Origin of the sequence: Dyella kyungheensis, from assembly GCF_016905005.1 — a bacterium.
Classification (GTDB): Bacteria; Pseudomonadota; Gammaproteobacteria; order Xanthomonadales; family Rhodanobacteraceae; genus Dyella; species Dyella kyungheensis.
Genome location: NZ_JADIKC010000005.1, coordinates 176,014 through 199,379, shown reverse-complemented (window position 1 = coordinate 199,379; position 23,366 = coordinate 176,014). Strand labels below are relative to the sequence as shown.

At 63.3% G+C, this 23,366-nt stretch carries 20 protein-coding genes and 1 tRNA gene; 8 read left to right on the top strand and 13 right to left on the bottom strand.

All coding sequences use genetic code 11. The features are described 5' to 3' along the window. The first annotated feature begins 323 nt into the window (after positions 1 to 323). From ISP20_RS12255 to ISP20_RS12245, 3 genes are all read left to right on the top strand, one after another. On the top strand, positions 324 to 575 hold the full coding sequence (locus tag ISP20_RS12255) for a hypothetical protein (protein WP_204636379.1): 252 nt from the start codon (positions 324 to 326) through the stop codon (positions 573 to 575). Between the two features lie 139 nt (positions 576 to 714). After that, complete coding sequence (locus tag ISP20_RS12250; protein ID WP_204636378.1) at positions 715 to 1,029, top strand: HigA family addiction module antitoxin; 315 nt, start codon at positions 715 to 717, stop codon at positions 1,027 to 1,029. 256 nt (positions 1,030 to 1,285) lie between these two features. Then, positions 1,286 to 2,434: a toll/interleukin-1 receptor domain-containing protein gene (locus tag ISP20_RS12245; RefSeq protein WP_204636377.1), complete on the top strand. Its 1,149-nt coding sequence runs from the start codon at positions 1,286 to 1,288 to the stop codon at positions 2,432 to 2,434. Between the two features lie 334 nt (positions 2,435 to 2,768). Here ISP20_RS12245 and ISP20_RS12240 read toward each other — a convergent pair whose 3' ends face one another. The 5 genes from ISP20_RS12240 to tpiA all read right to left on the bottom strand — a co-directional run bounded on the left by ISP20_RS12240 (position 2,769) and on the right by tpiA (position 5,630). Further along, complete coding sequence (locus ISP20_RS12240) at positions 2,769 to 3,569, bottom strand: hypothetical protein (protein ID WP_204636376.1); 801 nt, start codon at positions 3,567 to 3,569, stop codon at positions 2,769 to 2,771. 133 nt (positions 3,570 to 3,702) lie between these two features. Beyond that, positions 3,703 to 4,200, bottom strand: a complete 498-nt coding sequence (locus ISP20_RS12235; protein WP_204636375.1) for a P-loop nucleotide/nucleoside kinase family protein — start codon at positions 4,198 to 4,200, stop codon at positions 3,703 to 3,705. Between the two features lie 112 nt (positions 4,201 to 4,312). Further along, a tRNA-Leu gene (locus ISP20_RS12230) sits at positions 4,313 to 4,397 on the bottom strand. Positions 4,398 to 4,408: 11 nt separating this feature from the next. Continuing rightward, on the bottom strand, positions 4,409 to 4,855 hold the full coding sequence (secG, locus tag ISP20_RS12225; protein ID WP_204636374.1) for a preprotein translocase subunit SecG: 447 nt from the start codon (positions 4,853 to 4,855) through the stop codon (positions 4,409 to 4,411). Positions 4,856 to 4,880: 25 nt separating this feature from the next. Further along, the gene (gene tpiA, locus ISP20_RS12220) at positions 4,881 to 5,630 is read right to left on the bottom strand and encodes a triose-phosphate isomerase (RefSeq protein WP_204636373.1); all 750 of its coding nucleotides are present in this window, start codon (positions 5,628 to 5,630) and stop codon (positions 4,881 to 4,883) included. A gap of 123 nt (positions 5,631 to 5,753) precedes the next feature. Between tpiA and ISP20_RS12215 the strand changes: the two genes are divergently transcribed. Then, complete coding sequence (locus tag ISP20_RS12215) at positions 5,754 to 6,566, top strand: SDR family NAD(P)-dependent oxidoreductase (protein ID WP_204636627.1); 813 nt, start codon at positions 5,754 to 5,756, stop codon at positions 6,564 to 6,566. Here the strand turns inward: ISP20_RS12215 and ISP20_RS12210 are convergent. From ISP20_RS12210 to orn, 5 genes are all read right to left on the bottom strand, one after another. After that, on the bottom strand, positions 6,542 to 7,063 hold the full coding sequence (locus ISP20_RS12210; protein ID WP_204636372.1) for a hypothetical protein: 522 nt from the start codon (positions 7,061 to 7,063) through the stop codon (positions 6,542 to 6,544). The genes ISP20_RS12215 and ISP20_RS12210 overlap by 25 nt on opposite strands. 505 nt (positions 7,064 to 7,568) lie before the next feature. Continuing rightward, positions 7,569 to 8,504, bottom strand: a complete 936-nt coding sequence (locus ISP20_RS12205) for an isopenicillin N synthase family dioxygenase (RefSeq protein ID WP_204636371.1) — start codon at positions 8,502 to 8,504, stop codon at positions 7,569 to 7,571. Between the two features lie 103 nt (positions 8,505 to 8,607). Then, the gene (glmM, locus tag ISP20_RS12200) at positions 8,608 to 9,954 is read right to left on the bottom strand and encodes a phosphoglucosamine mutase (protein WP_204636370.1); all 1,347 of its coding nucleotides are present in this window, start codon (positions 9,952 to 9,954) and stop codon (positions 8,608 to 8,610) included. Positions 9,955 to 10,011: 57 nt separating this feature from the next. Further along, the gene (gene folP, locus ISP20_RS12195; protein WP_204636369.1) at positions 10,012 to 10,920 is read right to left on the bottom strand and encodes a dihydropteroate synthase; all 909 of its coding nucleotides are present in this window, start codon (positions 10,918 to 10,920) and stop codon (positions 10,012 to 10,014) included. A gap of 20 nt (positions 10,921 to 10,940) precedes the next feature. Beyond that, entirely contained in the window at positions 10,941 to 11,501 is a 561-nt protein-coding gene (gene orn / locus ISP20_RS12190; protein WP_204636368.1) for an oligoribonuclease, read from the bottom strand. 128 nt (positions 11,502 to 11,629) lie between these two features. Between orn and sbcB the strand changes: the two genes are divergently transcribed. After that, positions 11,630 to 13,078, top strand: a complete 1,449-nt coding sequence (gene sbcB / locus ISP20_RS12185; RefSeq protein ID WP_204636367.1) for an exodeoxyribonuclease I — start codon at positions 11,630 to 11,632, stop codon at positions 13,076 to 13,078. 11 nt (positions 13,079 to 13,089) lie between these two features. Further along, positions 13,090 to 13,776, top strand: coding sequence for a DUF2461 domain-containing protein (locus ISP20_RS12180; protein ID WP_204636366.1), 687 nt, complete (start codon positions 13,090 to 13,092; stop codon positions 13,774 to 13,776). A gap of 174 nt (positions 13,777 to 13,950) precedes the next feature. Here the strand turns inward: ISP20_RS12180 and ISP20_RS12175 are convergent, their stop codons facing one another. Next, the gene (locus tag ISP20_RS12175; protein ID WP_204636365.1) at positions 13,951 to 14,862 is read right to left on the bottom strand and encodes a LysR family transcriptional regulator; all 912 of its coding nucleotides are present in this window, start codon (positions 14,860 to 14,862) and stop codon (positions 13,951 to 13,953) included. Positions 14,863 to 15,140: 278 nt separating this feature from the next. Next, complete coding sequence (gene acnB / locus ISP20_RS12170) at positions 15,141 to 17,732, bottom strand: bifunctional aconitate hydratase 2/2-methylisocitrate dehydratase (RefSeq protein ID WP_204636364.1); 2,592 nt, start codon at positions 17,730 to 17,732, stop codon at positions 15,141 to 15,143. A gap of 424 nt (positions 17,733 to 18,156) precedes the next feature. Between acnB and acnA the strand changes: the two genes are divergently transcribed. After that, the gene (gene acnA, locus ISP20_RS12165) at positions 18,157 to 20,907 is read left to right on the top strand and encodes an aconitate hydratase AcnA (RefSeq protein WP_204636363.1); all 2,751 of its coding nucleotides are present in this window, start codon (positions 18,157 to 18,159) and stop codon (positions 20,905 to 20,907) included. Between the two features lie 147 nt (positions 20,908 to 21,054). On the opposite strand, the gene ISP20_RS12160 is transcribed toward acnA, so the two are convergent. Next, complete coding sequence (locus tag ISP20_RS12160; protein WP_204636362.1) at positions 21,055 to 21,501, bottom strand: hypothetical protein; 447 nt, start codon at positions 21,499 to 21,501, stop codon at positions 21,055 to 21,057. Between the two features lie 118 nt (positions 21,502 to 21,619). Here ISP20_RS12160 and ISP20_RS12155 point away from each other — a divergent pair, with 118 nt between their 5' ends. Next, complete coding sequence (locus tag ISP20_RS12155) at positions 21,620 to 23,299, top strand: long-chain-fatty-acid--CoA ligase (RefSeq protein ID WP_204636361.1); 1,680 nt, start codon at positions 21,620 to 21,622, stop codon at positions 23,297 to 23,299. Positions 23,300 to 23,366: the final 67 nt, after the last annotated feature.

Below are 23,366 nucleotides of genomic sequence, written 5' to 3'. Positions count from 1 at the left end.
CATTCGGTCGGCATTGCGCCGTCACGCATCGCCTCGCCCAGGTGGACACCCATCTCGCCGATCCCTGACAGACCGTGCCAAGCCTGCTTGTTAGGGTCAGTCGGTCACTCGCGCTGTCGTGTTGCACAGCCTCGCGAATGACCATGACCATCAGGTCATGAGGCGCGGGCCGTGAGTGCTAGTAACACCCACGACCCGCTAACCATCACCAACTCTAAGGAAGTTGATCATGGCTACCCGCGATCATACGGTACGCATTCGCTCGTCCGTTCCCCCCTGACGACACCCTCATTCCTCCGCTTGGCGACCCGTCATCCACAACTGTGGCATGGCCCGAAACCCTGCGCCGCGGCACGCGCGGCGACATCGCCCTGGCGTTACTCGCCCTCACGCGGCTGCGTGCCGACAGCGAGCAGCGCCGCCACGCGCAGGCACGGGGATTCCCCGGCAGACCGCTGCCATGGCCGCTTCCCGTAGCCGTCACCGCCAGCCTGGGCACGGCCATCCATTGCCTGCAGCAGTACGCCCGCCTGCTCGGTGACGAGCCTCGAGTGAACACCACACGCCTCCGATGATCGCCGTTACGGCGCATCGGCCGGCATGGCGACGCGCCGCACTCGGGCAATCACCGACGAAGCTGCCAAGCATTCACTGACACGGAGCGCTGTAAACGCTTATCCGGTGCACGGCCGTGTCCGACAGGGAGGAACCACCATGGAACTGATCCAACTCACCCCGCACTCGGAAATAGACCCCTCGCAACCCCTGCGAGCCCCCGGCGACATCCTGCTGCACGCCTACCTGATCCCGAACGCACTCAACCCCGCCCAACTTGCCCGTCGCTCTGGCATACCCGCCGACCACATCAAAGCCTTCATCGCCGACACCCACCCCATCACACCCAAGATCGCCCTCCGCCTCTCCCTCACCTTCGACACCACCGCCTTCTACTGGCTGGCACTTCAGGCGCGGTACGATCTGGAAAGGGCGAAGCCTGTGGTCCGCGCCTATCGTCCTCTTGTTGATTAAGCCAGTTAGAAGAGCAATGACGGGATCAGGTTCGCTTCTATCGACGGTCTTCAATCCGAGGAGTGAACCTGACCCCGTTATTCCGCTCCTTGGCACGAGAGGCGGTCAGCTGGGGGCGCTGGACGAGACAGGTAAATCCATACCCCCAAGCAGGACTTGGCTCCGTCCGCGCATCTCATCATCATTCTCTTGAGTTCGGGAAGTTCGCCGTCATGTGCCACGGGAGCTTTGACCATTTAGGGAGCGATGTTGACCTATGCGCTTTAACAACGGATCAGATGTCCTGTTTCACCATGCGCCACTCTCCTCGGCGCTTGAAAGTCAAGCAAAGACCGCCGCTGCACGTGTAGATTCGGTAGCCGCAAGCGTTCTTCAGGCGTTGAGCGACGAGGAGTTGATTGATCAACTTGCCGTTGACCTGCAAGTCTTGCCTCTGAAAATCGACCGCGCAGGTATGACAATGCGCAAAGAGGAAATTCAGGTTGATGTGACTGGCGATCCGAGGCGGATGCCTCGGTGGGATGGCGGACGATCCTTGATTCCTGGCGTCCGCGTCACGGTTAGCGTCCCCTTTGACGGGGACGCCGAGTTGTGGCGCCTGCGTCCAAGTACCTTCCGGTTGTCAGCTCCGCGTGGTCAAGTGCGGTCTCAGCAAAGCAATGGCGGCGTGCTCGATCTGGTCTTCGAGGTGCCAAACGATCAACTTGAGCAAGTAAAGCAAGATTTAGCGTCGCAGCTTGAAGACATCGAGTTTTTCATCGAGAACCAACGCAATGATCTGACCGGTGTCGAAACTAGGATTCGAGGAGAAATTGCTCGGGCAGTTGCAGCACGTCGAGCCCGACTGAGTAAGCAGGACGCCCTATCCGACTTGCTTGGAATCCCGGAAGTTAAGGTTCATGCAGTGGCTCCTGGGGAAGCGCGACAGGGCTCACCCCAGAATCAAACTGTCAGTTCACACTCGGCCAAGTCTATTGCGGACAAAGGGGCAGTAGACGAGTGGGATGTCTTTGTCTCGCATGCTTCAGAGGACAAGGAACCCTTCGTGCGCGCCCTCGTCTCCGCTTTGAACGATCAAGGGCTACAAGTGTGGTATGACGAACACAGCTTGCGCATCGGTGACAGCCTACGTCGCTCGATCGACAAGGGACTGGCCCATTCAAAGTTTGGCGTCGTAGTCGTCAGCGCCGCGTTTCTCTCCAAGCAATGGCCACAGAGGGAATTGGACGGCTTGGTTGCACGCGAAGATGATGGATCACGGATCATCCTACCGGTGTGGCACAACATTTCGGCTGCCGAGGTCAGGAAGGCTTCGCCCACGCTGGCGGACCGGCTTGCCATAAGTTCTGGCCGGGGCGTGGATGAGGTCGTAAAAGAGTTGATGAGGGTCTTGCGACCTGCGTGAGTTCTGTTCACCCTTCGACTAAAGCGGCTCGTAAAGCAACTGCCTGTGCCGCAAGTGGTCCCGCGACACCTATCCTTGGGCTGCTTGCTGCGAACGGTACGCAGTGAGCCGCCATTCTCAGAGCCGAAGCAGCACACTCATGGTATGCAAGGGGAGAGGATTAGTCGCCAGCCTTGGCGATCCTGCGGGCTGGTGAATTGGCTCCGATCCATGGACGCGGCCCTATCCGCCAAGTGTGGGGACCTGCCAAATAGTTGAGCAGGCGAGTACTCCGGGCATGCTGGCTGCTGCAACTCCCAGGTCGATCCCCAACTGGACGCGACTCATCTCTAAGTCACCCGGCGCCTTGAGCAGACGCCGCGGGCTTCTCTGCCTGGTCGTGGCTCAACATTTCCAGTTGGGTTTCGAAGAAGTCCTCAGCAAGTTGTTCAGGCGTTCCCCCTGTTGTCAATCCGCTGAGGCGGATCGTCGTGTCGCACGCTTTGCGGCATCTTTCTTCAAAGATAGAGATGTCTCTAAGAAGTTTCCCGCGAGCTGTATCACGCTTCTCCGTGGGCCACGTCGTCATCCATCGCCTATTGGTAGCGGCGGAAACGCGCAAGCTTTTGTACGCGTTGAGACACATTGCCAGGTCAAATCCGTCGCGTACCTCGAACTCATCGATGTGATCCATCGCGGCCTCAACGGCGCTGCAACGAGCAGATTCGATGTGTTCGTACATCTCTTCTAGGGTGAATCGCACGTCAGCGAGCATCTTCTGCCAGGCGATGGCGCGAACCAACAGCTCCCAGATTTCAGGATTGACGATTGCGGAATGCAACTTGGCGCGCCGGCGCCGCTCTCGCATTGCTGCAGCTGCCTCTTCGTTACGTAGCTGGCGCTCCGATTCAATCGCCTGCTTGGCAGTTCGCATGCCGATCACAATAGCTATGAGCGTCGCGACAGCAGCCACGGTGCCCACCAACACCTGGGCCCATTCCGCTCCTTTGCCGAACCAAAAGGAATGCTGGTGCCCGATCAGGTAATTGGTTGTGATGGCACCGAAGACGAGACCAACGATCAACGCCACAGCGATTGCCATCGAGCTTTTGGCGAAGACCATTTTCGCGCCGCCCAAAAAACGGAGGTGCTCCATGCGTGAAATCCCCTTTCTGATGGGAAGCGAGATCAAAAACCGGGGTCAGAGTGCACTTTTTCGCGAATCTAAAACATGGCTTTGAACTAAGCCATGAGATGTATTGACGGAAGATCGTCTGGCCTTAATGACTTCAATTAATCCAGCGAACCTCGTACCGCTCCAGCTCAACTTCACTAAGCGGCTCCCAACAATCGCTCGCTAGTTCAAAGAACGCGTCGGATGCCTCCATCGCGAAGGTCGTGCCCTTCTCCCTATTCCATTGCCGCACCCGCTCTCTTCGCACATCGCGCGGCGCATCGAGCAGATAGATGCTCAGCTCATAGGCGGCACTCTCAACCAACGAATAAAGCCGATTGCGACTAGCAACCTCGACCGGCCCGAGTTCGAGCACAACGTCGCGTCCTGCGCCAAGTATGTCCAATGCAGTCGCCCACATCTGGGCCAGGCACCGCTCTTTCCTTTCTGCGTACCAGCGCATCAGACCTTCGACAGGACGATCCGGGCTATATAGCCTCACAAACCACGCATCGAGTATCAGGCTAGGCGCAGCAAGCTCCTTGCTGAGCTTCGCAACAAAGGTGGATCTGCCCGCACCTACTGGGCCTTCGACCAGGTAGATCTTTGCCATGACGGATGCACTCCTTGGGTTCGACGTCTGAAACGCGCGCACAAAAAAACCGCCGATTGGCGGTTTCTCTGTTCTTTTCCAATACCGACGCATCTGCATCGCTATCTTCGATTGGTGCCCAAGGGGGGACTCGAACCCCCACGCCTTACGGCGCTACCACCTCAAGGTAGTGCGTCTACCAATTCCGCCACCTGGGCAGGTGTCTTGCTTAGTTTTTCTTTGCCGGATCCGTCGCGGCCGGTACGTCGCCTGCCGACTTGGCCGGGGCCGTGGCGGCGGGAACGTCGCCCTGGGCCGGCTTGGTGGCCTGCGGGATTTCCGCGTTGGCCGGAGCGGCGGGCTGCGCATTCTGCGTTGCAGCCGGCTTGTTGGCAAGACCGGACATCACACCCAGATCGCTGCCGTTTTCGGACTGCGGCTTGCCGTTGTGGCCCAGGTACATACCCATGCCAAGGCTGAGTGCGAAGAACAGCGCAGCCAACACCGCCGTGGAACGGGTGAGGAAGCTGGCCGAACCGCGTGCACCGAACACGGTTGCGGACGCGCCGCCACCGAAGCCCGAGCCTGCGTCGGCGCCAGCGCCGCGCTGCATCAGGATCAGCACGATCATCGCCGCGGCGATCAGAATGTAGAAGACGCTGAAGATGACGAACATGGTTCTGTTTAAGAGTCCGTAGCGCTTAATGCGCCGCAGCGCAGATTCCCAGGAAATCGGCCGATGCCAGTGAGGCGCCTCCGATCAGTCCACCATCCACGTCTGCTTGCGCGAACAATTCCGCAGCATTCGCCGCTTTGACGCTGCCGCCATAAAGCAGCCGAGTCAGACGGGCAATCATAGCATCTTCTTTTTCCAGTTGGCTACGGATGAACGCATGTACGTGCTGGGCCTGCTCCGGCGTGGCGGAATGGCCCGTGCCAATGGCCCAGAGGGGTTCGTAGGCAATCACGGCGGTATCGAAACTGCCGATGCCATTGAGATCGAGCACGGCCTTGAGCTGGCGCGCCACGACCTCTTCGGTCTCGCCGGCCTGGCGCTGGGCCAGCGTTTCACCCAGGCAGAGAATGGGGGTGAGGCCGCCGGCGCGTGCGGCGGCAAATTTGCGGGCCACCTGGGCGCAGGTTTCGCCGTGGTACTGGCGGCGCTCGGAATGCCCCACGATGGTCCATTGCGCGCCGATGTCAGCGAGCATGGCGGCGGACACTTCACCGGTATACGCGCCCTGCCCCTCGTGCTCGCTCACGTCCTGGCCGCCAAAACCCAGGCCGGAACCGGCATGCTGGCTCGCCAGCTCGCCGAGGTACGGGAACGGCGGCATCACCACCACGTCGATGGCGGTCGGCAAGGCGGCAACGATGTCGCTGACCAGAGCTGTCGCCATGCTGCGGCTACCATGCATCTTCCAGTTGCCGGCGACGAGTTTCTTGCGCATGCGCGTGTTCCATCTGCGTATAAACAGCGAAGCTTACCGATCGACCATGCCACTGGCAACGCAGTGAAGACAAACCATTGCCGTTGTGGAAAAAATCGGAAGGACCACAAGGAGACCACTTTTATGCCACCAGCCCGCCCACTCAGCCTGGTTACCGGCGCCTCCGCCGGCATCGGCGCCGCCTTCGCGCGTGAACTTGCGGCCCGCGGCCACGATCTGGTGCTCACCGCCCGGCGCGTCGAGCGGCTTGAGGCGCTGGCGCAATCGTTACGCGACCAGCATAAGGCCAGTGTGACGGTACTTCCGGCCGATCTGGCCGACCCGGCCGCGGTGCCTCAACTGTGCGAGGCACTGGAAGCACGTGGACTTAGGGTGGACTGGCTGATCAACAATGCCGGCTATGGCGTGCCCGGTACGTTCGAGGCGGTGGATTGGCCGGTGCACGAGGCCTTTATCCGCGTCCTGATGACCGCTCCGGCCGAACTGGCCTGGCGCCTGCTGCCTGGAATGCGCGAGCGCGGCTACGGGCGCATCGTCAATGTGGCGTCGCTGGCAGGGCATGTGCCGGGTTCGGCGGGCCATACGCTGTATGCGGCGAGCAAGGCCTACCTGATCAAGTTCTCGCAATCGTTAGCGCTCGAAAACCGCCATCTCGGCGTGAACGTATGTGCGCTCTGCCCGGGCTTCACCTGGTCGGAATTCCATGACGTCACCGGCTCGCGCGAGCTGATGAACAAGCTGCCGGGCTTCATGTGGCAGACCGCGGAAGACGTGGTGCGCGAAGGCTATGAGGCGGTGGAGCGCGGCGACATCATGCATGTCACTGGCGGCGTGAACCGCTTCATCAAGGCGATGATGAAGCTGTTGCCGGATCGTTTGACGCTGTGGCTGTCGGCGCGCGAATCGAAGCGCTACCGGGTGCTTGAAGAAGCTTGATGACTGGAGTGCTGCGGCGTGCAATGCAGGGTGTCGCCCACTACGTAGCTGTCGCCCTTGAGCACTTCCCAGTCGATGCGTAGGCCCTGATTTGCTTCATGCGCGTAGATGAAGCGCTGCGCTGGTTTCACTTCCGGAGCGGAGGTCCAGATGAGGCGACCGTCTTTCCAGCCGTCCGAAGAGAACACGCGGGCGCCGCCGAAGTTGTCGAGGATGGCGGCGTTGTAGCGGGTGTTCTTTGCGTCATAGCCCCAGGCTTCCAGTGCGTGGTACATCGCCGGGGGTGAGGTGTCGTCGTGGTGTTTGACGAGTGCCTTGCCGTTTAGGTCGAACTCGAAGCGCAAGGTGGAGTCGATGGTCTTGCCCGAGGCGGGGAAGATGCCGCGGCAGGTCCACTCGCCGGTTAGGGCGGCGAAGTCGTGGAAGGCTTCGTCAGGGGCGGCCACGGCATGGCTGCTTGCCAGAGCGATGATGGGCAGGAGCACCAGGGAACGCATGGACGAATCTCCGCGGGCGAAGCGCTGAGACTAGTCCTGCGCCGTTGCGGGGGAATCGACCGGAAGTCATGGAGGGTGGGCTCAAAACCGGCCCGGCTGATTTTTTGTGGGAGCGCACTTGTGCGCGACAACCTGACGGAGCGGTGCGCTCGGGCGCCCGCGTCGCGCACAAGTGCGCTCCCACAGAAAGGCTGGTTGGTTGGCGCGTTGGGATATCGAAGAGAAGCGTTGCCGCGAACACCCGGCCCTCTCCCCGAAGGAGAGGGAGAAGTGGAGTGCACCGCGTTGACGATCTACTGTGGGAGCGCACCCTGTGCGCGACAAACCTACGGAGCGGTACACCGACGCGTGGCTGTCGCGCACAGGGTGGGCTCCCACAGGAAAACCGGTTGGTTGGCGCGTGGGGATTCGAATAGAAACGTTCCCGCGAGCACCCGCCCCTCACCACCGTAAAGGTGGCAATGCCCCGGCCCTCTCCCCGGAAGGGAGAGGGAGAAGTGCGGCGTTAGATCAGCTTGATCTCGCGCAGGCGCTCCAGCAAATACTCATGCGAGGTAATGCTGGTGTTGTAGCGGCTCGGATTTTCTGCAGTGATCGTCTGCGGCAGCGGATCAAGCACCACATCCGGATTCGGATGCAGGAAGTACGGCACCGAATAACGCGGCTTGCGCGCATTGTCGTTCTGCGGATTCACCACGCGGTGCGAGGTCGACGGATACACGTGGTTGGTCAGGCGCTGCAGCATGTCGCCGATGTTCACCACGATGGCGTCGCCTTCGGTGGTGATCGGCAGCCACTCGCCTTCGCGCGTGAGCACTTCCAGGCCTTCCGCGCTGGCGCCGACCAGCAGCGTGATGAAGTTGATGTCCTCGTGCGCGCCGGCGCGCACGTTCGGGATGTTTTCTTCGGTGATCGGCGGATAGTGGATCGGGCGCAGGATGGAGTTGCCCTGGTCGATCTTGTCGTCGAAGAAGTGCTCCGGTAGCTCGATGTGCAAGGCCAATGCGCGCAGCACGCGCGAACCGAGCTGGTCGAGCGCCTCGAACAGGCCGTAGCCGTTCTGCTTGAAATCGCTGATTTCGGCCGGCCAGATGTTGGGCGGCATTACGTCGGCGAATTTCGAATCGCGCGGGATCTCGCGGCCGACGTGCCAGAATTCCTTGAGGTCGGCGAATTTGCTGTCCTTGGCCGTTTCCACCTTGTACGGCGTATAACCGCGCGCACCGCCGCTGCCGGCGATGTGGTACTTCATCTTGGTTTCTTTCGGCAGCGCGAAGAACTGCTGGAACGAATCGTAGGCGCCGTCGATCAGTTCGCGCGGAATGCCGTGGCCGCTGATGCAGCAGAAGCCGTATTCACGGTAGGCGTTGCCCAGCTCGGCCACGAATGCGGCACGGTCGGAGTCGTAACGACGGATGTCGAGAGTCGGAACTTTCTTCATGATCTGTCCACAGGTTGTGCGTGCGGTCCACTTGTCAGTCCGCCACCGCAGGGGCGGGGCACGTCGGGCCAATCCTTGGCGACCTGGGTAACGCTTTACAGGCTCACGAACGTTCTGCGGCGGATTTTACGACACCTGCGAGCTGTTCGGCCAACTGGCGCACTTCGCCCTCGTCGGCGGCCTCGATGGTCACGCGGACCAGCGGCTCGGTGCCCGAGGCGCGCAGCACCACGCGGCCGCGGCCGGCCAGGGTCTGCTCGGTTTCGGCCAGCGCGGCGCGCACTGCCTCGCTGCCCAGGGCCTCGCGGGCGCCGTCAGCACGCACGTTGATCATGATCTGGGGCATCTTGTGCAGCCCCTGGCGGGCTTCGGCCAGGTCGGCGCCGGCCAGGGCCTCGAGCACGGCCAGCGCGGAGACGATGCCGTCGCCGGTGGTGGCGCGGTCCAGGCACAGGATGTGGCCGGAGGTCTCGCCGCCGAGGTTGCCGCCGTGCTCCTTGAGTTGCTGCAGCACGTAGCGGTCGCCCACGTTGGCACGGATCAGCTTCACGTCGAGCTTGGCCAGCGCCAGTTGCAGGCCGTAGTTGCTCATCAGCGTGCCGACCACCGGACCGAGCAGCAGGCCCTGCGCGTGCCAGGCATTGGCCAGCACATAGAGGATGTCGTCGCCATCGGCCAGCTTGCCGTGGCGGTCGACCAGCTGCAGACGGTCGCCATCGCCATCGAAGGCAATGCCGATGTCCGCGCCCTGCTCGATCACCGCGCGCTGCAGTGACTGCGGGTGGGTGGAGCCGACGTCGCGATTGATGTTGAAACCGTCAGGCTTGTCGCCAAGGGTGATAACCACTGCGCCCAGTTCGCTGAACACTTTCGGCGCCACCTGGTAGGTCGCACCGTTCGCGCAGTCCAGCACGATCTTGATGCCGCGCAGGTTGAAATCTTCCGACACCGTGGACTTGCAGAACTCGGCGTAGCGCGTCACCGCATCGGCGATGCGAATGGCCTTGCCCAACTGCTCGGACGGCACCGTGGCGAAGTCCAGCTCGAGCTCTTCCTCGATCGCCAGCTCCACTTCGTCGGAAAGTTTTTCGCCGTTGGCGGAGAAGAACTTGATGCCGTTGTCGTGATGCGGGTTGTGCGAGGCACTGATGACGATGCCCGCGTCGGCCCGCAGCGAACGCGTGAGGAAGGCGACGCCTGGCGTGGGCATCGGGCCCAGCAACGACACATCGGCGCCCGCCGCGACCAGGCCGGCCTCGAGCGCGGATTCGAACATGTAACCGGACACGCGCGTGTCCTTGCCGATCACCACTTTCGGTCGCGGCCGGCCATGGCGCGCCAGCACCACGCCCACCGCGCGCCCCAGGCGCAGCATGAAGTCCGCGCTGATCGGCCACTGGCCCACGAGACCGCGAATACCGTCGGTGCCGAAATACTTCCGTTGCGTCATGGTGCTGCTCCTACCGGGTCGGCGCATGGCTGCGCCTGACGTCCTGGTCTGTCTGGTTTATTCGTCGTCCGGCCAACGCGGCGCGGAGGGTTTGTCGTCGCGACGCGCGGGCGTGTCGCCGGCCTGAACGGCCTGCCATACCGCGAGCGCGTCCAGCGTGGCCGCCACATCATGCACGCGTACCATGCGTGCGCCACGCTGCACCGCGATGACGGCGGCAGCGAGGGAGCCGGCCACGCGCTCGGCAGGTACTTGCCGGCCGGTCATGGCGCCAATCATCGATTTGCGCGACAGGCCCACGTACACGCCGCTGCCCAGGCTGGCGAAACGCTCCAGCGCGCGCAGCAGCGCAAGGTTGTGTTCGAGGTTCTTGCCGAAGCCGAAGCCCGGGTCGACCATCACCTTGCGGCGGTCGATGCCGGCCAGTTCGCAGGCGAACAAGCGGTCGGTGAGGAAGCGATGCACCTCGCCCACGACATCGTCGTACTGCGGATCGTCCTGCATGCTGCGCGGCTCGCCCAGCATATGCATCAGGCAAACCGGCACGCCGAGTTCGGCCACCGCATCCATGGCGCCGTCGCGGCGCAGCGCGTAGACGTCGTTGATCATGCCCGCGCCCGCGGCCACCGCGGCGCGCATCACTTCGGGCTTGGAGGTATCGATGGCGAGCGGCACGCTGGTGCGCACCGCCAGTTGTTCGATCACCGGTACGACGCGGCGCAGTTCTTCTTCCACCGGCACATCGTCGGAACCGGGGCGCGTGGACTCGCCGCCGATATCGAGCATGTCGGCGCCCTCTTCCACCATGCGCAAGGCGTGCGCCACGGCGTCATCCACCGAGGCGTAGCTGCCGCCGTCAGAGAACGAATCGGGGGTGACGTTGAGGATGCCCACCACGCGCGGGCGGTCCAGCTTCAGCGGCCGGCCGTTGCAGTCGAGCACGGGAGCGAACAGATCGAGGGACATGAGGACTCCCGGAGATGACGTCAGGACGCGCCGCCCAGCGGTCCCATGAACTGGCGGTAGTAGCGCAGCTCATCGACGGAATCGCGGATGTCCGACAGCGCCGTGTGCGCCGATTCCTTGGCGAAGCCCTTGCCGATCGCGGGTGCCCAGCGACGGGCCAGCTCCTTGAGGGTCGACACGTCGAGATTGCGATAATGGAAAAAGCGCTCAAGGCGCGGCATCTGGCGATGCAGGAAGCGGCGGTCCTGGCAGATGGAGTTGCCGCACATCGGCGACTTGCCGGGCACTACCCACAGCTTCAGGAAGTCGAGCGTGGCCTGCTCGGCGGCAAGATGATCGTCGGCCGAGGCGACCACCTGGTCCCACAGACCCGAGCGGCGATGCTGGTTGCGATTCCACGCATCCATGCTTTCCAGCCGCTCCAGCGCATGCCGGATCGCGAACACCGGGCCCTCGGCGAGAATGCGAAGGTCCTTGTCGGTGACGATGGTGGCGATCTCGAGGATAGAGTCGTTGTCCGTATCGAGCCCGGTCATCTCCAGGTCGATCCAGATCAGATTGTCTTCGTTCGCTTGGCTCATGCGCCCTCCTGGACGCGGAGTCTAACAGCAGGTTGCCGGCCGCCACCCTGATTTTCGGCATAGCGCTTACGCCGAACCCCCGCCGGGGGAGCGTGGAGCACGCATGAAGGCCGTGCGATGATCGCTGCATGCAGACCTTCTTCTGGCACGACTACGAGACCTTCGGCGCCGATCCCTGGCGCGACCGGCCGGTCCAGTTCGCGGGCATCCGCACGACGATGGAGCTGGAAATCGTGGGCGCGCCGGTGATGTTCTTCGGCAAGCCCCCGCGCGAGATGCCGCCGCACCCCGATGCCTGCATGATCACCGGCATCACGCCCCAGCAGGCCGAGCGCGAGGGTTGCCCGGAGGCGGATTTCGCCGCCCGCGTGCACGAGCAGCTGGCACAGCCGGGCACCTGCGGCGTGGGCTACAACTCGCTGCGCTTCGACGACGAGATCGGCCGCCAGCTGTTCTACCGCAACATGTTCGAGCCCTATGGCCGCGAATGGGAGAACGGCAACTCACGCTGGGACCTGATCGACCTGGTGCGCATGTGCCAGGCGCTGCGGCCCGAGGGCATCGAGTGGCCCCTGCGCGAGGATGGCTCGCCCAGCTTCAAGCTCGAGCATCTGGCCACCGCCAACCACCTGCGGCAGGAGCGCGCACATGACGCGTTGTCGGACGTGTATGCGCTGATCGATCTGGCCCGGCTCATCCGGGTGCGCCAACCGCGACTGTGGGATTGGTACTTCCAGCTGCGCCGCAAGCAACGCGTGTTCGAGATGCTCGATGTGGTGGCGATGACGCCGGTGGTGCACGTGTCGTCGCGCTATCCGTCCAGCCGCCACTGCCTTGCCGTGGTCGCACCGTTGGCGGCGCACCCGAGCCGCCCCGGCGAAATCATCGTCTACGACTTGAGCCACGATCCCTCGGAGCTGCTTGCCCTGGATGAAGGCGAGATCGCCGACCGCGTGTTCACCGCACGCGCCGACCTGCCCGAAGGCGTCGAGCGGATTCCGCTGCGCACCGTGCGCGCCAATCGCGCGCCGGCGCTGGCGCCGCTGTCGACGCTTAAGGGCGTGGATCTTGGCCGCCTGCAGATCGACCTGGATCGGGTGCAGGCACATCGCGACATGCTCGCCTCCGCCGATGGGCTGGCCGCGAAGCTGCGCCGTGTGTTCCAGCGCGCCGCCGATCTGCCCCCGCCGCTCGACCCCGAGCTGGCCTTGTACAGCGGCTTTCTTCCCGATGCCGACAAGCGCCTGCTCAGCGAGATCCGCGGCACGCCGCCGGACCAGCTGGCGCAGCGTGAATTCCCGTTCCGCGATCCGCGCTACCCGGAACTGCTGTTCCGCTACCGTGCCCGCAACTGGCCCGAAACGCTGAGCCTGGACGAGCAGGCGCGCTGGCAGACGTTCTGCCGTGAGCGCCTGACCCAGCCCACGCCTTTGACCAACCTTACCCTGGACGACTATTTCGCGCGCATTGCTGCATTGCGTGCCGACGATACGCGCCAGGACAAACTCGACCTCCTCGATCAACTGCAAGCCTGGGGCGAGATGCTCGCCGCCGAGTTTGTGCCCATCAGCGCCTGACCACAGACACCATGGCCACCACCTATTTTTCGCCTGCCACGTTCCGCTTTCTTCGTTCGCTGGAAAAGAACAACAACCGTGAATGGTTTCATGCGCACAAGGACCAGTACGAAACGCATGTGCGTGAGCCGTTTCTTGCCTTGATCGGCGATCTGCAGGCGCCTTTGAACAAGATCAGCAAGCACTACCGCGCCGATACGCGCAAGAACGGCGGTTCGCTGTTCCGCATCTTTCGCGACACACGGTTTTCCAACAACAAGCTGCCGTACAAGTCATGGCAGGGTGCGCGGTTCTTCCATGAGCGGCGCCATGAGATTCCAGCGCCCTCGTTCTATGTGCAGATCCAGCCGGGCGATTGCTTTGCCGGTGGCGGCATGTGGCACCCGGAGCCGGAGGCCCTAAAGCATATTCGTGGCTTTCTCGCGGATAACCCAGAGGCCTGGAAGAAAGCCACTCGCAGCAAAGCCTTCCGCGATCACTTCGAGTTCTGGGGCGAATCGTTGACCCGGCCGCCGCGTGGGTTCGATCCAGCGCATGAGTTGATCGATGACATCAAGCGCAAGGATTTTGCCTGCGGCGAGGGGTTTGACGAGAAGTTTGCGTGCTCGGCGGAGTTGTTGCCGTGGCTGGTGGACACGTACAAGCGAGTGGCGCCGATGATTGATTACCTGTGTGCGGCGCAGGAGTTGGAGTTTTGAGGTGATCAGCCAAACGGGGGCTTTCTAGCCTGTCATCCCGGCGCATGCCGGGATCCCGTAGCGGCACGAATCGGTTTTCGCCTCTAGTGCCGGGCTTCTGACTTGACGCGACAATCGCGCGCCGGGTCACTGGATCCCGGCCTGCGCCGGGATGACGAGCTAGGTAGGCAAGCCTCAGCCCACTTCATCCACCAACTTCAATCCTGGCCTCTGCTTCGCCAACTTGCGCAGCAACGCGGCAAAGTTCTGCAGGTCTTCATGCCATGGCGTCGCTTCGCGCCAATACAGCGCAATCTCGCGACCTGGCGCCTGCCCCTTGAGCTTGGCAAGCACCACATTGGGCATCGAGGCCAGTCGCTCATGCGCGAGCGCGGGCACCAGCGCATAGCCACCGCGCAGTTCCACCAGTGCGGCGAGACTTTCCAGACTCACATCCTGCACGTGACCACCGCCAAGCACATCTTCGCAATGGCTTTCGGTCATCAGCGTGGCGTCGCCGGGGTCCAGTTGCTCCAGCCCCACGCTGCGCTTGCCGGCCAGCGCATGGTCGGCGCGGAACATCACTTCCCAGGGCTCGAAGAACAGCGGACGCATGGCCGCGCCACTGACCGGCGGCACGCGCGGCGCGAGCACGGCATCGAGTTCGCCTTCGTTCAAGCGGCGCAGCAGGCCGCGCGGCTTGCCTTCGGAAAGGCTCAGGCGCGTGCCGGGAAAGTGCTGGGGAAACGGATCAATCAAGTGCGGCAACAAGTATGGACCGAGCGAGGCCGGAACACCGAGTCGCAGCTCGCCGCCAAACGCGACTTCGCCCGCGCGTGCCACTTGCTGGAGATGCTCGGCCGCGGCAAGTACCGCATCGATCTGCTCCAGCAGGCGCTGCCCGCCCGCCGTGGGCACGATGCGGCGACCGCCACGCTCGAACAGCGGCGCACCCAGCGCCTGCTCCACTTTCTGCACCTGATGCGACAGGCCCGAAGGGCTGATGTGCATCGCGCGTGCGGCGCTGTTGAAGCTGCCATGGCGGCGCACGGCTTGCACCAGCATCAGGTCGCGGAGTGAGACTACCGATAGGTGAGAGCTGATCATCCGCGGGGGCTGTCCTGGCCTTTGACGGGTGGAAGCATAAACGACGGTGGGTTAAACGTAGCCCTCCACGTTACCTCGCCCGCTTTTGCTCGTCATTCCGGCGCAGGCCGGAATCCAGTAGCGTCGGTCGCGGGTTTTCGCGCGAAGACTGCCTTTCCAGGCGACGCGACAACCGATCACTGACGTCACTGGATTCCGGCCTGCGCCGGAATGACACGCAAAAAGAAAGGGCGGCTTGCGCCGCCCTTCCCCTGCCATCTTGCGATGACTCACCGCTCTCAGGCAGTAACCGTATCGGCCACGTCCTGGTAATCGGCGATCTGATTGAAGTTCATGTACTTGTAGATCTTCTCGCCGTTGGCATCAAGCACGCCCACGTCCGTCATGTACTCGGCCTTGGTCGGGATGCGGCCCAGGCGCGAGCAGATCGCCGCGAGTTCGGCCGAGCCCAGGTAGACATTGGAGTTCTTGCCCAGGCGGTTGGGGAAGTTGCGGGTGGAGGTGGAGAACACCGTGGCGCCCTCGCGCACCTGCGCCTGGTTGCCCATGCACAGCGAGCAACCCGGCATTTCCATGCGGGCGCCGGCGGTGCCGAGCACGCCGTAGTGGCCTTCCTCGGTCAGCTGCTGCTGGTCCATCTTGGTCGGCGGGGCGACCCACAGCTTGGTCGGGATATCGCGCTTGCCTTCCAGCAACTTCGACGCCGCACGGAAGTGGCCGATGTTGGTCATGCAGGAACCGATGAACACTTCATCGATGGTCGCGCCGGCCACGTCGCTGAGCGTCTTCACGTCGTCCGGGTCGTTCGGGCAGGCCACGATGGGCTCGTGCACGTCGGCCAGGTCGATCTCGATGACGGCGGCGTATTCGGCGTCGGCATCGCGCTCCAGCAGCTGCGGGTTGGCGAGCCAGGCTTCCATCGCCTTGATGCGGCGCTGCAAGCTGCGCGGATCCTTGTAGCCCTGCGCGATCATGTACTTCAGCAGCGTGATGTTGCTGTTGATGTATTCGATGATCGGCGCCTTGTCCAGGTGCACCGTGCAACCGGCGGCCGAGCGCTCGGCGGACGCATCGGACAGTTCGAACGCCTGCTCCACCTTGAGGTTCGGCAGACCTTCGATTTCCAGGATGCGGCCGGAGAAGATGTTCTTCTTGCCCTGCTTGGCGACGGTGAGCAGGCCGCTCTTGATCGCGTACAGCGGGATCGCGTTGACCAGGTCACGCAGGGTGACGCCCGGCTGCAGTTCGCCCTTGAAGCGCACCAGCACGGATTCGGGCATATCCAGCGGCATCACACCCGTGGCGGCAGCGAAGGCCACCAGACCGGAGCCGGCCGGGAACGAAATGCCGATCGGGAAACGCGTGTGGCTGTCGCCGCCGGTGCCGACCGTGTCGGGCAGCAGCATGCGGTTGAGCCAGGAGTGGATCACGCCATCGCCCGGACGCAGCGAGATGCCGCCACGCGTGCTGATGAATTCCGGCAGCGTGTGGTGGGTCTTCACGTCCACCGGCTTCGGATAGGCAGCGGTGTGGCAGAACGACTGCATCACGAGGTCAGCCGAGAAACCCAGGCAAGCCAGGTCCTTCAGCTCGTCGCGGGTCATCGGGCCGGTGGTGTCCTGCGAACCCACCGAGGTCATCTTCGGCTCGCAATAGGTACCCGGGCGCACGCCCTGGCCTTCCGGCAGGCCGACGGCGCGGCCGACCATCTTCTGCGCCAGCGTAAAGCCCTTGCCCGTGTCGACCGGCTGCTGCGGCAGGCGGAACAAGGTGGACACCGGCAGGCCCAGCGCTTCACGCGCCTTGGCGGTGAGGCCGCGGCCCACGATCAGCGGAATGCGGCCACCGGCGCGCACTTCGTCGAACAGCACGTCGGACTTGACCTGGAACTCGGCGATCACTTCGCCGTTCTTCAGCGCCTTGCCTTCGTACGGACGCAGCTCGACCACGTCGCCCATGTTCATGCTGGAGACGTCGAGTTCGATCGGCAGCGCGCCGGCATCTTCCATGGTGTTGTAGAAGATCGGGGCGATCTTGCTGCCCAGGCACACGCCGCCGAAGCGCTTGTTCGGGATGAAGGGGATGTCTTCGCCGGTGAACCAGAGCACCGAGTTGGTGGCGGACTTGCGGCTGGAGCCGGTGCCGACCACGTCGCCGACATAAGCAACGAGGTGACCCTTTTCCTTCAGCGATTCGACGAAGGCGATCGGGCCGCGCTTGCCGTCTTCTTCCGGCTGGAACGGCGCGCCGTCGCGCTTGTTCTTCAGCATGGCGAGCGCATGCAGCGGGATGTCCGGACGCGTGGTGGCGTCGGGTGCCGGCGACAGGTCGTCGGTATTGGTTTCGCCCGGCACCTTGAACACGGTGATGGTCAGGCTTTCCGGCACTTCGGGCTTGCTGGTGAACCACTCGGCGTCGGCCCAGCTCTGCAGCACGGCCTTGGCGTTGGCGTTGCCCTTGTCGGCCTTGTCCTTGACGTCGTGGAAGGCGTCGAACATCAGCAGCGTGTGCTTGAGCGCGTTGGCGGCGACGGTGCCGATCTGCGCGTCGTCGAGCAGCTCGATCAGCGGATGGATGTTGTAGCCGCCCAACATGGTGCCCAGCAGCTCGGTGGCCTTCTCGCGCGAAATCAGCGCGCACTTTTCGGTACCGAATGCCACGGCCGCCAGGTACGAGGCCTTGACCTTGGCCGCATCGTCCACGCCGGCCGGCACGCGGTTGCTGATCAGGTCGACGAGGAACGCCTCTTCGCCAGCGGGCGGGTTCTTCAGCAGCTCGATCAGCTCGGCGGTCTGCTGGGCCGACAGCGGCAGCGGCGGGATACCCAGCGCGGCGCGCTCGGCAACATGTTGGCGGTAGGCGTTAAGCATGGGGTCTCGTCCGGTGTCTGAGGCGGCATTTCAGCCCGCTATTTTGCCAGCCGGGACCCAAGCGCCGCAACGCAAGACATTGCTTCCGCCTGCGTTCGAAATCTTGCATGGCGAATGTGCGGCAATCGCCGATGGGGTCTCTTGCGCGTTTGGGCTTTTGTCCCAAACTGAATGGGAGTGCCAAACGGAGAGGATGGATCCAGCCTTGCGTGACTCCCCTATTCGTCATCCCGGCGCAGGCCGGTATCCAGTGACCCGGTGTGGGGTCTTCGCGACAACCATGCGTGGTCGCTACTGGATCCCGGCCTGCGCCGGGATGACGAGCAGCAAGGTGGCCTTTGCAATTCCCCTCACGTTCCCTGCCCTAGGATCCCCAAGCTACGCGTTCGCGCGTTCGCCAGACTCACGCAACAGGAGTTAGCCCATGCTGGATTCATTCGCCACCCGCGACACCCTCACTGTCAACGGCAGCCAGTACAACTTCGCCAGCCTCGCCAAGCTAGGCCAGCGCTTTGACCTCAAGACCCTGCCCTATTCGCTGAAAATCCTCCTGGAAAACCTGTTGCGTCACGAGGACGGCGTCAATGTGACTTCGAAGGAAATCGAGGCCATCGCCAACTGGGACGCCAAGGCCGAACCTGATACCGAAATCGCCTTCATGCCCGCCCGCGTGGTGCTGCAGGATTTTACGGGCGTGCCCTGCGTGGTCGACCTGGCCGCGATGCGCGACGCCGTGGTGAAGCTCGGCGGCGATGCCAAGCAGATCAATCCGCTGGCGCCGGCCGAACTGGTGATCGACCACTCCGTGCAGGTGGACGTCTACGGTTCGGAATCCGCGCTGGAGAAGAACGTCGAGATCGAATTCCATCGCAACCAGGAGCGCTACGCCTTCCTGCGTTGGGGCCAGAAGGCGTTCGATAACTTCAAAGTCGTGCCGCCGCGTACCGGCATCGTGCATCAGGTGAACCTGGAGCATCTGGCACGCGTGGTGTTCACCGCCGACAAGGACGGTCAGCCCTGGGCGTACCCCGACACCGTGTTCGGCACCGACTCGCACACCACCATGATCAATGGCATCGGCGTGCTGGGCTGGGGCGTGGGCGGTATCGAGGCGGAGGCCGCGATGCTGGGCCAGCCGTCGTCCATGCTGATTCCTCAGGTGGTCGGCTTCAAGTTGACGGGCAAGCTTTCCGAGGGCGTCACCGCCACCGACCTCGTGCTCACCGTGACGCAGATGCTGCGCAAGCTCGGCGTGGTGGGCAAGTTCGTGGAATTCTTCGGCAGCGGCCTCAAGCATCTTGCACTGGCCGACCGCGCCACCATCGGCAACATGGCACCGGAATACGGCGCCACCTGCGGCATCTTCCCGATCGACCAGGAAGCGCTGAATTATTTGCACCTGTCCGGCCGCAGCGACGAGCAGATCAAACTGGTTGAAGCCTATGCCAAGGCGCAGGGCCTGTGGCACGACGAGAACGCCATCGAGCCGCGCTTCACCACCACGCTGGAACTCAACCTCGCCGACGTGAAGCCGTCGCTCGCCGGCCCCAAGCGTCCGCAGGATCGCGTGCTGCTCGAAGGCGTGCAGAAGAGTTTCCAGGATGCCGTGGGTCCGCTCACCGCCTCCCGCAGGCCGCGCACCGAGGAAACCTCGGCGTTCATCGCGGAAGGCGGCTCGGCGGCGATCGGCAATCCGGCCAACGACCTCACCAATGGCGGCGTGCGCGTCACTAAGGATGGCGAGTCGTTCAAGCTGGACGATGGCGCCGTGGTGATCGCCGCAATCACCTCGTGCACCAACACCTCCAACCCGAGCGTGATGCTCGGCGCCGGCCTGCTGGCGAAGAAAGCCGCCGCCAAGGGCCTGAAGGCCCAGCCGTGGGTGAAGACCTCGATCGGCCCCGGTTCCAAGGTGGTCACCGATTACCTGGAAAAAACCGGCCTGTTGAAGGAGCTGGAAAAAATCGGCTTCTACATCGTGGGCTATGGCTGCACCACCTGCATCGGCAATTCCGGCCCACTGCCCGCGGAAATCAGCCAGGGCATTGCCGAGGGCGATCTGGCCGTGGCCTCGGTGCTGTCGGGCAACCGCAACTTCGAAGGCCGCGTGCATCCGGAAGTGAAGATGAACTACCTGGCCTCGCCGCCGCTGGTCGTCGCCTATGCGTTGGCCGGCACGCTCGACATCGACCTCACCACGCAGCCGCTGGGCACGGGCAGCGACGGCAAGCCGGTGTTCCTCAAGGACATCTGGCCGAGCAACCAGGAGATCTCGGACCTGGTGGGCAGCGCGCTCAATCCCGAGATGTTCGAGAAGAGCTACGCCGATGTGTTCAAGGGCGACACGCGCTGGAACCACATCGCTTCGCCCGATGGCGATGTCTATCGCTGGGATGACTCCACCTACATCAAGAACCCGCCGTACTTCGAAGGCATGAGCAAGGAGCCGGGCTCGATCGAAGATGTGCACGGCGCACGCGTGCTCGGCCTGTTCGGCGACTCCATCACCACCGACCACATCTCGCCGGCCGGTTCGATCAAGAAGGACAGCCCGGCGGGCCGCTTCCTGATTTCCAAGGGCGTGGAGCCGAAGGACTTCAACTCCTACGGTTCGCGTCGCGGCAACGACGACGTGATGGTGCGCGGCACCTTCGCCAACATCCGCATCAAGAACCTGATGCTGGACGGCGTCGAAGGCGGCTACACGCTGTACGTGCCGAGTGGCGAACAGATGGCCATCTACGATGCGGCGATGAAGTACAAGGCGGACAAGACCCCGCTGGTGGTGCTGGCCGGCAAGGAATACGGCACCGGTTCGTCGCGCGACTGGGCGGCCAAGGGCACGCTGCTGCTGGGCGTGAAGGCCGTGATTGCCGAGAGCTTCGAACGCATCCACCGCTCGAACCTGGTGGGCATGGGCGTGTTGCCGCTGCAGTTCCAGGATGGCCAGAACGCTCAGTCGCTGGGCCTGACCGGCAAGGAGACGTTCGACATCACCGGCCTCGACGGCGGCGAATCGAAGACGGCCCGCGTCACGGCCAAGGACGAGAACGGCAAGACCAAGGAGTTCACCGTGAAGGTGTTGCTGCTCACGCCGAAGGAACGGGAGTTCTTCCGCCACGGCGGCATTCTGCAGTATGTGTTGCGGCAGCTGGCCGGTAAAAAGGCCGCCTGACCTTGAAGAAAACGCCGCCCAAAAGGCGGCGTTTTTCTTGCGGGCTCAGCCCCACTGTGGGAGCGCACTTGTGCGCGACAAACCTACGGAGCGGAACAGTGGGGCGTGGCAGTCGCGCGCAAGCGCGCTCCCACAGGAGGCCGCGTGTTACCCCTCATTTGTCCACGTCGCCGAATAGCAACGCCACTCGCGCCCCTCCTTCCGCCACGCCGTCTCCACCCGGTACACGCCGATCTGCGCGGGTAGCAGCTTGCCGCCGCTGGTCAGGGTGACGGTGAAGCGGGCCACGTAGCGCTCGCCGCGTGCCTCCACCTCGATCGGTCCGGTCAGGGCGTGGATCGTCTCGCCGCGGAACCTGGCCGCACGCAGCAACCCCACGATCTGCCGGCGTTCCATCTCGCCGTTGTTGCCGCTGAAGTCGTCGCTCAACAACGCGTCCAGCGCTGAGGCATCGGCCTGTTCGGCCGCCTGCTCGGCCGCCTCGACGCCCTGCCGCACCCGACTTTCGTCGGGCGTGCGATGGCAGGCCACCAGGCCGATCGCCAGGAGTGCGCAAAACAGTGGATTTTCCAGTAGTTTTCGTAGCGAAGGCATAGGGGATTCTCGTTGCGGCGCGGCTTGCTGCTATACGCGGGCGTATGCTCCAATGCCTCGACATCATCTTGCCCTACGTCACTGCTGGGCCGATACATACAGGAGCGTTGGATCCAACATGAGCATTGAGCGTCCGTGGCTGGCCCATTACCCGGAAGGCGTTCCCGCAGAGATTGATGTCAACCAGTACGCCTCGGTCGCCGCGGTGGTGGAAGAGGCCTTCGAACGCTTCCGCCAACGGCCGGCGTTCGCGAGCTTCGGCAAGATCCTCAGCTACGGTCAGATCGACGAGATGAGCCGCCAGTTCGCCGGCTATCTCACCGGCGTGCTCAAGCTCAAGCAGGGCGATCGCATCGCGATCATGATGCCCAACGTGCTGCAGTACCCGATCGCCCTGTTCGGCGCGCTGCGCGCGGGCCTGGTGGTGGTCAACACCAATCCGATGTACACCGCGCGCGAGCTCAAGCATCAGCTGGAGGACTCCGGCGCCAAGGCCATCGTGGTGCTCGACAACTTCGCCGCCACGCTGCAGCAGGTGGTGGCCGAAACGCACGTCGAGCACATCGTCACCACCGGCATCGGCGACCTGCTCGGCGCCAAGGGTGCGGTGATCAACTTCGTGCTCAAGCACGTCAAGAAGATGGTGCCGCCGTTCGAGCTGCCGCACGCGGTGCGTTTCACCGATGCGCTCTCCAAGGGCAAGCCGCATCCGCTGCCCAAGGTGCAGCTGGGCCACGACGACATCGCCTTCCTGCAATACACCGGCGGCACCACCGGCGTGGCCAAGGGCGCCATGCTCACCCACGGCAACATGGTCGCCAACATGCTGCAGGCCGGCGCATGGATCGGCAGCAACATGAAGCACGGCGAGGAAGTGGTGATTACGGCGCTGCCGCTGTATCACATCTTCTCGCTGACCGCCAACGGGCTGGTGTTCATGCGCCTGGGCGGCCTGAGCTGGCTGATCACCAATCCGCGCGACATGCCCGGTTTCGTCAAGGAATTGAAGAAGTCCAAGTTCACCGCGCTCACCGGCGTCAACACGCTGTTCAACGGCTTGCTCAATACGCCGGGTTTTGCCGAACTGGATTTCTCTCGCCTGCACCTGTCGCTGGGCGGCGGCATGGCGGTGCAGCGCGCGGTGGCCGAGCGCTGGAAGAAGGTCACGGGTTGCACCCTGGTGGAAGCCTATGGCCTGACGGAAACCTCGCCGGCGGTCTGCATCAATCCGCTGGATCTGAAGGACTACAACTCCTCCATCGGCTTGCCGATTCCTTCCACGGACGTGGCGATCTGGTCCGAGGAAAGCCAACCGCTGCCGATCGGCGAGGTGGGCGAGCTGATGGTGCGCGGTCCGCAGGTGATGAAGGGTTACTGGCAGCGTGCCGACGAAACCGCCAAGGTGCTCGGCGCCGACGGCTGGCTGCACACCGGCGACATCGCCCGCATGGACGACACCGGTTACGTCTACATCGTGGATCGCAAGAAGGACATGATCCTGGTGTCCGGTTTCAACGTGTATCCGAACGAAGTCGAAGACGTGGTGATGCAGCATCCGGGCGTGTCCGAAGTGGCCGCGGTGGGCGTGCCCGACGAGCACTCCGGGGAAGTGGTGAAGCTGTTCGTGGTGCGCAAGGACCCGAACCTCACGGTGGAAGAACTGAAGAAGTTCTGCCATGACAATCTCACGGGCTACAAGCGTCCGAAGCTGATCGAGTTCCGCGATGCGTTGCCCAAGAGCAACGTCGGGAAGATTCTGCGGCGCGAATTGCGGGATGAGAAGAAGCCGGCGGCTTGATTCGTTGTTGCAATGGATATGAAAAAGCCCGCGAAAGCGGGCTTTTTTGTGTGGATCGTGGCGACAA